The organism is Streptomyces sp. NPDC127117 (assembly GCF_042677325.1).
In the GTDB taxonomy this organism is placed as follows: domain Bacteria; phylum Actinomycetota; class Actinomycetes; order Streptomycetales; family Streptomycetaceae; genus Streptomyces.
On the sequence record NZ_JBHXTM010000039.1, the window covers coordinates 72539 to 85494 of the forward strand.

Here is a 12956-nt window from a genome sequence, read left to right on the forward strand (position 1 = left end):
TACAGCCACTGAGGGGATGCATCCGGTCGATTCGGACCGGATCGAGCGGCTGCTGCGTCGGTTCAGGGCCGAGGGTGTCGATCGTGACTTCGCCGTCTCTCAGGTGGCTGTCGCTGCGTTTCTCGGTGTCGATGTCCGACGTGCGCTGACTTCCGAGATGGAGGCCGAAGGGTGGACGGCAGGCCCGGGAGACCTCGGTGAGCCGAAGGAGGAACCCGAGGCCCAAGCCATCGGCACGGAGGGGGCTCTCGACGAGTTGGCCGGACAGCACAGTGCTTCTGGCCTCGCCGAAAAGGCTCGACCGTCGAGGGACCTCGACTTGGCTGTATCGGCGGCGAGGCGGGTCCTGGACAGCGACAGATGGAACAGGAGGCCGCAGAAACGGATCCTAACCGCCGCTGAGGAGGCAGGCCTCTTCCTGCTCCTGCGGTCGGGACTGCCGCTGACCGGAGACCTTCCTGCGGGATACGTGCGCAGTTTGCCGGACAGAAGCGAAGCGCGGCGCGCCTACGAAGCATTGGTGGTACACAATCAAGGGCTAATTTATTCGATTGTAAAAGGCGGATTCTTTGAAGCGGAGGGGCTGGAGCGTCAGGAAGTTGTGCAATTCGGAGAATTTGGGCTAATGCGTGCCGTGGAGAAATTTGATGTCACGAGAGGGCTGAAGTTCTCCACATATGCCACGTGGTGGATCAGGCAATCGGCTGACCGAGGGGTGGCGGACTGCGGGTCCGTGATTCGGTATCCAGTCCATGTGCGCGAGTCGATGAGAAAAATCGGGAAGGCGCAACGCAAGTTCCAGAACTTGGGCCAGGTGCCGGACGAGGTGGATCTCGCGGCAGAGTGCGACATGGATTACAGAAAGGTCGTCGAGTACCTGAAGCTGATGCGCGGCGTGCTGTCGCTCGACGGACTTTTCGAGGCATCCGGAACGACGGGGGCGTTCAGCGGGGCGGGTAGTGGTGTGCTGGATCCCCACGAAGCCCTGCGGTCGTACTTCGCTCTGGAGGAACTCCGCCCGCTGCTGGGCATCCTGTCGGAGCGAACGCTCCTCGTGATCTTGTACCGTCATGGGCTCGTGGATGGGGAGACCTGGACGCTGGAAGCGCTGGGGGACCGTTTCGGGGTGACGCGGGAGCGCATTCGTCAGATCGAGCGCCGAGGCATGCAGGATCTCCGTATCGCTCTCGATCTGGAGTCCGACCCCGCAGTTGCGACCGAGCGACGGCGGCGGGATGTGATGGAGAGACTGGAGCGGAGCCGTGAGAAAGCGAGCCGACTTCGCCGGAGAGTTGTTGCGACGGTTGGTATGGCCCCGTCCCCAGGAACGTTCGGCGTCGCTGCCGGTCGTCGTTCGGGAACGGAAGAGGGAGTGTTGAATTCGATCGAGAGTTCATTCAGTCGCTGGCTGGTTGATCGAATGCATGAAAGTGGAATCAAGGATACCGAAATTGCTGACCTCCTTGAGGTGCCAGCTGGGCTTGTCGTGGAGTGGGTGAACGGTCGATTGACCCCCGAAGAGGCGATGCGGGAAAAGATTCAGTCCCTTCCGGAGCTGTGCGAAGCGCCCGGAGCGTTTGAAGAGAGTGAAGAGGATTTGGCCGAGCTGACAGGTCTCCCCGCCTGGTATCACCGTCCTGCGTACACCGACGGTGGCCGGGACTTCGGCAACGCAGCAGCCTTCGCCTTCGAGGCGGATGTCGAGGTGCTGGCTCGTGAAGCCACGCAGAACAGCCTCGACGAGCGCCTCGACAGTGCGCGTCCGGTCCGCGTCCGGTACACGCTGCACGAACTCACTGGAGATGCTCTGGCCAGATTCCGCGAGGCGATTCAGTGGGACCGGCTTGCGCCGCACTACGAGGCTGCGGCTGCCCAGGATCAGAAGGTCGGTCGGGTCATCGACGCGGGACTGCGCGAGATGCGAGAGCGTGACCGGCTTGTTCTGTTGCGTGTGGACGACTTCAACGCTTCGGGCCTGACCGGTGATGATTATGAGACCGGCCGGTTCGCTGCTGTTGTCCGACGTCAGTTGGACAGTCACAAGTCCGTTGACGGCGCCGGTGGTTCGTACGGGTTGGGCAAGGCGACACTCTGGGCGACCAGTCGCCTGGGCCTGGTGCTCATGAATTCCACATTGTCCGAGCCGCACGAGGGTCAGACCGAAAGGCGGTTGATCGGGCGTCTCGATCTACCTTGGCGTGAGGTCGAGGGCAGATCCTGGGCCGGCCCGGCCTGGTTCGGTCGTCCGGATCCTCACGCGAACCGGGCGGATGTCGCTCGCTCGTGGTGGGCTGACGAGGAGACCGTTGAACGGCTGCATCTCGCACGGGAGAGCACCGAACCAGGAACCTCGTTCCTGATTGTCGGCGCGCACGACGTGGCAAGCCTCGCAGACGCCGATACCGCGACCGAGAGCGACATGAGCGAGGACGAGGAAAGTGTGCATCGCATGCACAAGCGGCTTCGCCAAGCGCTCGGGCGGAACTTTTGGGCTGCAATGGTCGCAGGTGATGGTGGGCAACCGCTTCTCGAAGCGTCTGTTCGGACGCTGCGTAACGGTGTCGAGATCATCGAGGAGGAGCGGGTCGATCCCCGCGTGACTCAACCTTCCCGCACCCGTGCGCTCCAGGCATTCCTGAACGGTACGACCGTGGAGCGTCTGACCGAGGCCGGTCAGGTCGCCATGTCGACCGTTCCTCTGAGCGTGCCGGGCCTCGCGGGGCAGAAGAGCTGCGGCGAGCACAAGGCGGTTCTTCTGGTGACCGAGGCCGATGACGTAGACGGGCGGCCGAACACCGTGGTGGCGATGCGGGGCAGCCGTATGACGGTTCGTACCAGCCGCGTCCCTGATCTGGCACTGGGCACGAATCCGTTTCAGGCAGTGCTTCTCGTTGGGCATGCTGCGGGTGGCGAGGCGCCCTTCGCCGACGAGGCGGAGGCGTTTCTGCGTACCTCGGAGCCACCGGAGCACAACAAGTGGGGGCAGACCGAGGAACTGCGAATGCGATACTCGCCCTCCGCCTACCGGCGTATCGCCACCTTGACTCGCGATACGAACAGGGCTGTTCGCGAGCTCGTCACGCTACCGAAGGCGAAGCGGCGTGGCGCGACCGACCGCTTGCGCAAGCGTCTGGCCGTATCGGGAAAGGGCGCGTCCCGGAAATCCGCTGCCACGGCGATGCCGGTTCTCGACGACCTCGATGCACGGATCGACACGGATGGTTCATGGTGCATCACCGCAGAGGTCAAGGTGCCCGCCAGCAGTGACGTCATGCACGTGATCCCAGTGGCCAAACTGGATGTGCGATCCGGCCCCCGGCCGACGGTCGTTTGGTCCGAACTTGTTGCTGTACGGAATTGTGAACTGGAGGACGGTGTATTGCGATTTGAGCCCGGAGCGCGGAATGCGACCTTCCGAGGGGTCACCGACGCGTCCACACACCCGGTGCGCGCATCGCTCACCGGCTTGGTCGTTGAACTTCGCTTGGACAAGGAAGTGAAGCGATGAGGGTCTATCCGTACAAGCGACTCCCCGGGGTTGTATCGCTGCGCGTGACCGCAGTGGGGCTGAAGGGGCCCGGCGACAGCAGGGAGCCTCTCGACACCAAGGCGTACTCCGTTGTTGAGCAGGTGGTGGCCCTCGGGCGGGCGGAGCGGGACGACTGGGAGAGTGCCCGGATCAAGCTGTCGGCAACAGTTCCGGCCAAGGCGACCGAGCCCAACGGCTACTGGTCCGAGGTGTCCGTTGTCGCCGTGTTGACCGAGAAGGCGACCAACACACGGACCATGGTTCATCTGGAACCCGAGACGGAGAGCGGCCGGGATTGGGTCGGTTCCCTTGAGCTCTGGCGTGCCGACCACCTCGACCGTGCCACTCTGTCCGTTCATGTGGTGGCGACCGCCGACGGGGTGCCGGGGCGAGTCATCGCCACGTCGGATACGGAATGGGTCGTGGATCTGACCGCCGATGTTCCGTTGAGACAGCGTGAACTCGATGTCATAGAGGTCGGTTTCCGTGAGGGACCGGAGTGGTTGCGTTCCTTCCGGGACGTGCCCTGGATCGTCGACACCTCCGGTGAACTGCCGGCAGTACACGTGAACACCGACTTCGAGGGCGTCACCGATCTCGTGGGCGGCGATGGTTCTGCGGCCGAGGGCTTGGTTCGTGATCTGCTACTCGCCCAGATGTGTACGGATGTGTGGACCGCTGTGTTCCACACCGCTATCGGAGACCTCGAGGTCGAGGACGACGGCATGCCGCTGTTCCCTCACGACTGGCGGGGCGAGGTGCTCCGCGAGATGCTCCCGGACGTCGTCCCTGGGCGCCCGATCGAGGAGGCTCTGCGAGAGGTGCACCGCCGACGCACCGGAGCTTTCGGATGGATCGACCTCCAGCCACGTATCCAATTCGCCGCCACCCGCAGGGCCGAGATGCCCAGGGCTCTGGCCACCGCAATTCGTGGCCTGGACAGACTTCACCAGGGGGTCGAAGCATGACCGACAAGCCTGCTCATCTGCCTGAACGACTGGCACTGCTCTCCGATCTCAATGCCGCCTCCTACTTGACCGAAGGGCTGCTTGCGGGCAAGGAGAACGTACCGGCCATCGCACTCAGCAAAGTCGCCGAACCGCTCGCCGGCGTCCAGGTGCGTGCGGAGCTCGGGCCGGTACGCGACCTCTTCGAGGAGGCGATGTACCGGTGTCGCGACGAAAAGCCCACCAAGGCCGATGCCTGGCTCGCTCCGCGGCTCCACGCCACCGTGCGGTTCGATCGCCGAGAGGCCGCCGACCGCAGGAGATGGAACTACCTTGCCCTCGGGGTCGCTCCCGACTACGTAACCTGGCGCCACATGCCTGAGCCCAAGCAGGACGGCAAGGCTCAGATGGTCACGGCCAACCGGTTTCGAGGCGCCCACCACACCCAGGCCTTTGCCCGGCTGTGGTGGGCGGCCGAACTCTTTCGGAACGGCCCCGACTACGGGCCCGTGGTCACAGCCTGCACCCACCAGGACATGCTCAACACTGTGCTGCGTCTCGACGCCATCGACCACAGGCCGACGGCTCAGGCGATGCTGCGCCTCATCGAGCGCGGGACGGTCAGGACTGGTCGTGAAATCAACGCCTTGGCAAGTGCGGTCAACACCTCCGCCGCAACGTTGATGTACGACGTCATCGCTCCTGACGCGGAGCGGGACGGTGAGCCGCTGCGACAGTGGATCGAGGCCTCGGAGTGGGCCGGCCCCGTGACGCGCGACATTCTTCCGGAGGGCCCGGACGATGCGCCCGCACCGGAGGAATCCGTGGATCGGCTCGTGGACTATTTCTCGGAACTCTTTGAGGACGCGAGGGTCCGCGGACGTGCGGAAAGAGCGTCGGAAGATGTCTGAGGCCGCCACTGTTCGAGACGCGTGATCGCCTCTTCGGAGGGCCTGCCCAGACCCATGGCCGCACTTAGGATGTGCAGGCCGAGCCGTGGGGGAATGGCGTTGCCGATCTGTTGGGACACGTCCTTCCCGGACCAGGGGTACTTCTCCGGGAAGGACTGGAGCATGCCTGCTTCCCGAAAGCTGAAGCGTGGCAGGTCGATGCCATTCTCACCGGCGACGATTCTGTTTCGGGACACCTTTCCCGTGACCGTCGCGGAGGGCGCGCGGGAGCTCCGGCGACCGCGCGCCCTGGGGTCGCCTCCCGTGCCGTAATTGGAGATGACGGTGAACGGCCCGCTGCGGTAATTCGCGAGGGCCTCGCCCATCGATATCCAGGGCAGCATTGCGTCGTCCGTGCCGTCGTTCTCCGCCCACAGGGCCGGTTCGACCGGGGCAGGTGCGGGCATCGGCCACACGCCTTTGCGGTAGGACTGATGGGTCGGACTCGGCAGTGCGACTCCGCTCTGTTCGCCGAATCGAGCGATCAGAACAGCACGCCGCCGAGTCTGAGGAACGCCGAACTCTTCGGTCCGGAGGATGCCGCACTCGGCCGAGTAGCCGTTCTGCCTGAGTACGTCCCGGAACGCCGTCCACACAGGAAGGACTGCGGGAACCTGTTCCAGGACGATGGCCTGGTATGGCGCACCGTTCTGGAGTGCGTCCAGGGCCCAGTGGAGCGGTTGGAGGACGAGCCCGGTGCGCTCGTCCTCCAATACAGCGAGATCCGCTTCTATATGTGGCCACGACTCGCCAACCGCCAGCCGTTTGACGAATGCCAGAACTTCATCCAGTGCCCGCCGACCGGCACCCTTTCCGGCCACCGTGTACGTCTGGCACGGCGGACCGCCCGCCAGGACGTTGGCCTGCGGGAACTTCGCCGAGTCGAACGCGCGGACATCCCCCTGCTCGGTGGGCAGGCCCGCTGCTCGCCGCGTCTGGCACGCGTTCGCGTCCCACTCGATTCCGAGGGACGCAACTCCCAGTGCGTGAGCCGCCACATCGAGTCCACCCGGCCCCGCGAAAAGATCGATGACATGCACATCCGCAGGGCGGAGCGGCTTCTGGGATGTGTTGGTCATGGGGTTGAAGTGTAGCCGGCGACGAGGGCTTCTCCGATCAGCGCGCTGTCGGGGACCGAAGTTCTTCGAGGTGATCTCGTTCGGCTACCGCGCTGTCGCCGAGAGTGGCCGTAGGGGCGATCTGTTGGTGTCAGCTCTTGTTGCCACATCGTGCGACTCTGCTCACCGAACTTCGTTTTCGGGGCATGCCCCTGTCCGAAACCTTGGACCTTGCCCGGTCGACAGCCGCGGCCACCTGTTCGGCCACCCCGTCGGGGGCCTCGTGCTCCCAGAACCGCAATACCGTCCACCCCGCCCCAGCAAGATGCTTGTTCGTCTCCCGGTCCCGTGCCATGTTCCGTTCGAGTTTCTCGCGCCACCACTCCGCGTTGGCCTTGGGCTGCGTGGCGTGAACAGGGCAGCCGTGCCAGAAGCACCCGTCGATCAGCACCGCGACCTTTGCCCGGGTGAAAGCGATGTCGATGGTCCGCCGGGGCATTCCCGGCACCCGTTCGTTGAGCCGGTAGCGGTAGCCGGATGCGTGCAGCAGCTTTCGGACGGCGACCTCCGGCTTGGTGTCGCGGCTCGCCTGTCGGCTCATCCGGGCGGAGACGCCGGGGGAGGAGGGTTTCGCGGTACTCATCACTGCCAATTCTCCTACGCCCCACCGCTCGTTCGATCGATGATCACGGAATCCCGCTTGCTCGAATCGATGGTTCGGAAGCGCACAAGGCTCGTCCCCCGGTCCGCCGACGACTTCGGAGCGACCAGGGAGAAGGCCATGACCACATGCCGGGGATCGATCGCGCCGTCGGCGGCCGGCCGGGGTTCGCTCTCGACCACGGGATACAGCACCAGCACGCCGCGTCGCTCGCGCACGAGGGACTCGACCAGCGGATCCCCCGAGTCCTTCAGCGCGCCCGCCACCCGGAGGGCCACCCCGCGGTGCTTCGGCTCGCTGATCGCGCCGAAGAGATCGCCGCGGCGACGGGTGCGGTGTGCCAGGGACAGTGGGCGGGAGCCGAGGATCGTCGCCTCCGTGCGGCGGGTGGAGGTCTGCTGCGGGGCGATCACCAACCAGTCGTCGATGCCCGTGCCGGACTCGCCGGCGGTGACCAGGGACTCCAGATGGGGTGAGAACTGTGAGGGAGCGGACCAACGGAGGTCGCAGAGGATCTTCAGCAGTGCGTCGTGGCCGATCGTGCCGAGCAGGGCCTCGTAGGTGTCGCTGCGACCGAGGCCGGGGGAGGAGCACGTCAGCGTGACGGGGGCGGACCTCAGAGAGTCCAGGACCGGGCGCCACACCTCCGCGTTGTGCCGCAGGTCCGCCCCGTCCGTCGGGTACGCCGTCGGCTCCACCCACTGGCCCGGGGACCGGATCTCGACCAGTTCCGCGTTGAACATCTTGTTGCGGCTGCTCGGCTTGATCAACGGCAGGTGCTGGGAGACCAGGGGCGGGATCCGGGCCGGGGTCACCTGGGGTTCGCCGTCGATCAGCTCCGCGTAGCGGGAGAGCTGGGAGCGGAAGGTCTCCTCGTCGCGGCAGATCGCCTCGAAGGCCTCGTACAGGTCGATCGTCTGCGTCTTGGTCAGCGGTTCCTCGCGGCCTATGTAGAGGCGGACCAGGTCGCGGTAGCCGGGGCGGAAGCCGAACCAGCGGCCCATCTGCATCAGGGTGTCGGCCTGGCGGGTGGTGCGGCGGTAGTAGGTGACGGTGAGGCCCTCGACCGTGAAGCCCCGGGACAGCTTCGTGCCGCCGACCAGGATCTTCCAGACGTTCGGGGTCCGGTCGAAGTCCAGGTCGATCTGGGAGAAGTAGCGGTCCGTGTCGCCGTTGACGACCACGACCGGGTTGCCGCCCGAGTTGATGCGCTGGCGGGCGCGGGAGACGTACGGGCGCAGGTCGGCGTACGAGGACGGGGTCGGGAGGTCTTCGTCCGCGTGGTGGGCGAGGTCGTCGGCGAGGAGCTTCTCCAGGCGGGCGTGGCCCTCTCGGGAGGTGTATCCCGCCTGATGCCACTGTGTGTTGATGCGCAGGGCCAGGTCCGCGTGGTCGTCCATCTTCACCGACTCGTGCACCAGCATCGTGTGGTGGCGGAACGGACCCGAGGGGACTCCGTGATCGGCGCGGTACAGCTTCAGCGCGCCGGTGAGGACGAACGCGTCCAGTGCTTCCTGGAGGCGGTCGCCGGTGTCGTCGTAGATGCCGCGTACGTGGGTCTCCTCGGCGGTACCCGTGCCGTCCAGGTCGTGGAAGTCCTGCACGCCCATGTAGCCGACGGGGCGCGGCAGCGAGATGAGGAAGTCGCGCGGGAAGATGTCCTCGCCGTCGCTCGGGTCGATGAAGACGTTGGCGAACGGGGTGGCGGTGTAGCCGACGTACTGTGCGCGCGGGAGCAGGCCGAGGAGCTGGGAGATCAGGCCGTTGATCGCCGTGCGCCCGGTCCGGCCCGATTCCCATTTCTTCGGGTCGGACGTGTTCACGGACGCCTGGTCGGACTCGTCGTCGATGATCAGGGTGGGGATCTCGCGGAGGATCGGGCCGATCTTCCTGAGGTCCTTCACCAGGTTCGTCAGGACGGACTTGTTCTTCTTGACGACCATGACGCGGGCGGCCGCGCGGTGCAGGTTGTCGGGGACGTACAGCGGCAGGTGCTTCTCGCGCTTCTCGATCTCCAGGGCCCCGATGCCCTGCCGGAGGCTTTGGTAGTCGTCGTCCCGGGTGGTGAGGCGCTCGATGTTGAACGGGCGGTGACCGTGGCTGACGAACTTCGCCGGCCAGTCCTCGTCGTCCTGGTAGTCGATGCCCACCAGGGCGTCCGGGTCCGACAGGTCGGCGCCGCGCAGGATGTTCTCCTGGCCGATCAGCTCCATGTCCAGACGGCGCTGGGTCTGGCCCCGCAGCAGGTTCAGGGTGCCGCCGAGGACGATGACCAGACGGTAGCCCGCGTCGATGGCCTTCGCCGCGACGCCGGTGAAGTTGGCGGTCTTGCCGGACTGGACGTAGCCCACGACCAGGCCCCGGGCGCCGTACGCCTCGGTGCGGGTGGGGTCGGAGAGGCGTTCCACCACGGCGTGACTGGCCTCGTCGAGGCCGGCCACCGCGGCGTCCGACCAGCCCTTGCGGCGCAGGAGTTGCTCGTAGGAGTTCCAGTAGAAGGAGCGGGCGGCCGCGGTGTCACGGGAGTACCAGGAGGTGAACTCCTCGCTGATGACGGTGGGGCCCGGCTCCTTGAAGACCGGGACCGCCCGGTCGAGCGCCCTGCGCAGGTCGGCGCCGAAGCCGAGCCGGTTGTACGTGTCGGCGCGGCGGGCGTCCGTGCGGGCCGGGGCGGTGGACCAGTCGGCCTGCTCCGCCAGGTCCCAGGTGGTCAGGGTGCGGTGCCAGAGAGCGGTGAGCTCATCGCCGGGACCGGCGGCGGCGATCCGGTCCCGGAAGTGGCTCAGCTCCGTGTCGGCGGGCTCGTCGGCCTCGGAGAGGACGAACGCCAGCTTGGTGAAGTGCTTGGGGCCGCGCCGCATCGCACCCAGGACGTCGCCGTGCAGGTTGAACAGGTGGTCGGTCATGGCGGTGGGTGGCTTCCTCGGGAGGGCGGGTGAAGGACTGCGGATCGGTGGTCAGCGCGAGAGTTCGCAGCGCGCCGCCGTCACCAGGACGCTGTTCCACAACGCGACGTTGTCGGTGTGGACGGCCCTGACCCGCTCCTTCTGGAAGATCTCGTTGACCATGAGGTAGAGCATGCTCTTCACCACCGGCGCGTCGTTCAGCCCGCCGCGGCGGCCGCCGTTGAAGACCTGCCGGTACTCCTTGTTGAGCTTCACCTCCCGTTCGTCACGGTCGAGTTCGAAGAACACGTCCGACGGCAGGGTGTCCCAGCGGAAGGCGATCGGGTCCTCGCCGTCCAGCTCCGGCAACTCGTCGCGCAGGGTGCGCCTGAGCTTCGGATCGATGCCCTTTCCGGCCGGGAGGACTGCCTTGCGCTGCGGCTCGGTGGCGCGCCGGGCGGCCTCCCGGTACGTGGTCTCCGCCTCCTGGAGGTACGTACCGAAGGTGTGTCCGGCCTCGTCCGTGGCCTGTTCCAGGCCGCGTGCGAACGCCGGGGTGACGGTCACGCCGTCCTTCTTCACGGTGAGGCTGAAGACGTCGTTCGGCTCGCTCGGCAGGTCGACGGCGATCCGGGCGAGGGCGAGGTGACCCTCCGCGCTGCGCGTGCTGTTCCAGCCGCCCGCCTGGACGAGACGGTCGTTGCGGTAGATGTAGAAGCCCTGGCGCTCGGCGAGCGGTCCGATGCCCCGGAAGCTGACCAGGGGCGACTTCGGCGGCCAGATGTGGGCGGTCAGCGCCACCTCGCCGACACCTTCGACCGGTGCGGTGTACGTACGGGGATAGCCGGCCCGGCCGGGCACGCGGTAGCCGAAGGGGTCGATGGGCTCGACGCCGCGGTGGTCCAGCTCCTCCTTGGTCCGTACGTCCTCGACGACGATGTCGATGTTGAAGCCGTCGCGGGCCAGGAAGCGGTGCAGATGGAGTCCGAGATGGGTCTCCAGCTTCTCGATCGCGTCGTTGAGGAAGCGGTCGGCCTGCCCGGTGGTCACCGTGTCGAAGGCGCGGACCCGGTCCCAGCGGACGATCGTGCCGTGCCACTGGATCAGGCCGTCGTAACGGTCGACCAGGTCCTGGCAGTAGCCCGGGTCGACGATGTCGCAGGTGAAGTCGGCCTGGGCGCGTGCGGTCAGCCAGCGGCGGCCGGCCGACGGGCTCCGCTTGGTCCGGCTGATGACAGTGAGGGAGTCGGCGTGGGAGAGCGAGGCTGCCTTGAGGCCCGCGCCGAAGTGGCCGAGCGCAGTGTCGGAGTAGCCCTCGCGGCCGCCGACCGTCATGGCGGTGTCCAGGGCTTCGTCGTTCATGCCGCAGCCGTCGTCGATGACGAGGAGGCTGACGAGTCGGTCCTCGTCCCGGAGGAAGCTCACCACGACGTTGTGGGCACCGGCGTCGATGGAGTTGTCGACGAGGTCCGCGACGGCGGCCTCGAAGCCGTAGCCCTGGTGCGTCAGCGATTCGACGTAGCGGGCGGCGGGTGGGAGCCGCTTGCTGCCGGAGGTCGGTACTTCGAACTGCCAGTCGGCCGAGGGCTGGTAGGGCGGCATGAATACTTCCTCGCGCACACCGGGCTGAGAACCTGCGTGGGGAGGTGCGGCCCTGAGATGAGTAGTTGGAATGTGATGATATTGCAAAGGTGGGACAGAGAGGGATCCGGTTGACAAAAGCGCTTCCGGTGGTCGGTGGGAACGTTGTTCCGTGCCGGTCAGACCTGGGGCGCTGTGCTGCGTACGTACCCCAGCCCCGGCCGGCCGCTCAGCTGGACCTCTTCTCCGGTCGGGACGAAACCAGCGCGGGTCAGGACCGTACGGGAGGCCGTGTTGTCGAGGGCGGCGGCCGCGCGGAGGGTGGTCAGGCCGTACTCCGTGGCTGCCAGGGTGCAGAGGTGGAGGACGGTGGCCGTGGCCAGGCCGCGGCGGGTGGCCTTCTCGGCCACGCGGAAGCCCAGATCGGCGGAGCCGTCCGCGATGTCGACCAGGTTGAACCGGCCCAGCACCTCTCCGTCCGGGTCGACCAGCAGGTGGAAGTGGCAGACACCGGCGGCCTGTTCGTCGAGCAGGGCGGTGAGGCGGGCGGCGAAGTCGGTGAAGTAGGCGTCGCCCCGGTCCGGGACGGATGCGGCGAAGTACGTGCGGTTCTCCTGCTCGAAGGCGAGCAGAGCGGGCGCGTGGTCGGGGCGGAGGCGCTGGAGTTCGGGCATGGCAGAACCATATGGATTCCGGGCCGTCGGGTGGACTTCTTTTGTCGGCGGGGCTCCGGGAGGGCGGTGGCCGCGTGGCTTTCAAGGGTGTGTGCTTCTGTTTTCCCGTTCGCGCAGCGAGGGTGCCCGTTGAGGCAAGTCCCTTGATTCATAACGTAGTTGGTCTTCCGCAGGGCCTTCCTGGCTTCGTATGTTTCTCGTTGGTGAGTTGGCCGACACGGCGGGGTACGCGGTAGCGACGGGCCGGGAGGGCGGATGAAGGCGGTTCCGGAGAAGGGCCCCGCCTCTGCCCGTTCCTCTTCCGCTCCGGCTCATCCGGGTGTCTCCCGTACGACGGTGACGGCGCCGAAGCGCCCGCCCGGCGACCGGCCGGCCCCTGATCCCCGCACCCTGCAACGTCTTCAGCGTGCGGCGGGGAACAGCGCGGTCTCCCGTCTGGTCGCGCAGCGGTACACGGCTCCGGTGAAGCCGTCTGCCGCGCAGGCGCCGGGTTTCCGCAGGGTGAAGGCGGATGTGGCGGCGAAGGGGGTCCGGCTGGCGCATCACGCTCCCGCCGCCGCCGAGTCGAAGTCGGCGCAGGACGCGGCCGTTGCCCCGCCCGACGACAAGGAGGCGCAGGGCAAGGCGGCGAACGCCGAGAAGATGAACGCGGCGAAGCCGGGCGAGTTCAA

At 66.7% G+C, this 12956-nt stretch carries 8 protein-coding genes and 2 pseudogenes; 5 read left to right on the forward strand and 5 right to left on the reverse strand.

What is annotated here, in order from left to right; translation table 11 throughout:
- Positions 1 to 157 precede the first annotated feature (157 nt).
- From ACFVH0_RS28805 to ACFVH0_RS28820, 4 genes and pseudogenes are all read left to right on the forward strand, one after another.
- Positions 158 to 1174 (forward strand): annotated as a pseudogene (locus ACFVH0_RS28805) (sigma-70 family RNA polymerase sigma factor); the annotation flags it as partial.
- A gap of 246 nt (positions 1175 to 1420) precedes the next feature.
- A complete protein-coding gene (locus ACFVH0_RS28810) occupies positions 1421 to 3508 on the forward strand; it encodes a transcriptional regulator (protein ID WP_385824873.1) in 2088 nt (695 codons plus the stop codon).
- The gene (locus ACFVH0_RS28815) at positions 3505 to 4497 is read left to right on the forward strand and encodes a hypothetical protein (protein ID WP_385824855.1); all 993 of its coding nucleotides are present in this window, start codon (positions 3505 to 3507) and stop codon (positions 4495 to 4497) included. The genes ACFVH0_RS28810 and ACFVH0_RS28815 overlap by 4 nt, the downstream gene beginning before the upstream one ends.
- Positions 4494 to 5387 (forward strand): DUF6339 family protein, encoded by an 894-nt coding sequence (locus ACFVH0_RS28820; RefSeq protein ID WP_385824857.1) that lies wholly within the window; start codon positions 4494 to 4496, stop codon positions 5385 to 5387. Before ACFVH0_RS28815 ends, ACFVH0_RS28820 begins: the two co-directional genes overlap by 4 nt.
- On the opposite strand, the gene ACFVH0_RS28825 is transcribed toward ACFVH0_RS28820, so the two are convergent.
- The 5 genes from ACFVH0_RS28825 to ACFVH0_RS28845 form a co-directional block, all read right to left on the reverse strand.
- Positions 5318 to 6505: a DNA cytosine methyltransferase gene (locus tag ACFVH0_RS28825; RefSeq protein WP_385824859.1), complete on the reverse strand. Its 1188-nt coding sequence runs from the start codon at positions 6503 to 6505 to the stop codon at positions 5318 to 5320. The two genes, ACFVH0_RS28820 and ACFVH0_RS28825, sit on opposite strands and share 70 nt — an antisense overlap.
- A 130-nt stretch (positions 6506 to 6635) precedes the next feature.
- Complete coding sequence (locus ACFVH0_RS28830; protein WP_385824861.1) at positions 6636 to 7127, reverse strand: very short patch repair endonuclease; 492 nt, start codon at positions 7125 to 7127, stop codon at positions 6636 to 6638.
- A gap of 14 nt (positions 7128 to 7141) precedes the next feature.
- Positions 7142 to 10051 (reverse strand): Z1 domain-containing protein, encoded by a 2910-nt coding sequence (locus tag ACFVH0_RS28835; RefSeq protein WP_385824863.1) that lies wholly within the window; start codon positions 10049 to 10051, stop codon positions 7142 to 7144.
- 51 nt (positions 10052 to 10102) lie between these two features.
- Positions 10103 to 11632 (reverse strand): ATP-binding protein, encoded by a 1530-nt coding sequence (locus tag ACFVH0_RS28840; RefSeq protein ID WP_385824865.1) that lies wholly within the window; start codon positions 11630 to 11632, stop codon positions 10103 to 10105.
- 158 nt (positions 11633 to 11790) lie between these two features.
- Positions 11791 to 12285, reverse strand: coding sequence for a GNAT family N-acetyltransferase (locus tag ACFVH0_RS28845; RefSeq protein WP_385824867.1), 495 nt, complete (start codon positions 12283 to 12285; stop codon positions 11791 to 11793).
- Positions 12286 to 12540: 255 nt separating this feature from the next.
- Here ACFVH0_RS28845 and ACFVH0_RS28850 point away from each other — a divergent pair.
- Positions 12541 to 12956, forward strand: a pseudogene (locus ACFVH0_RS28850) (hypothetical protein); the annotation flags it as partial.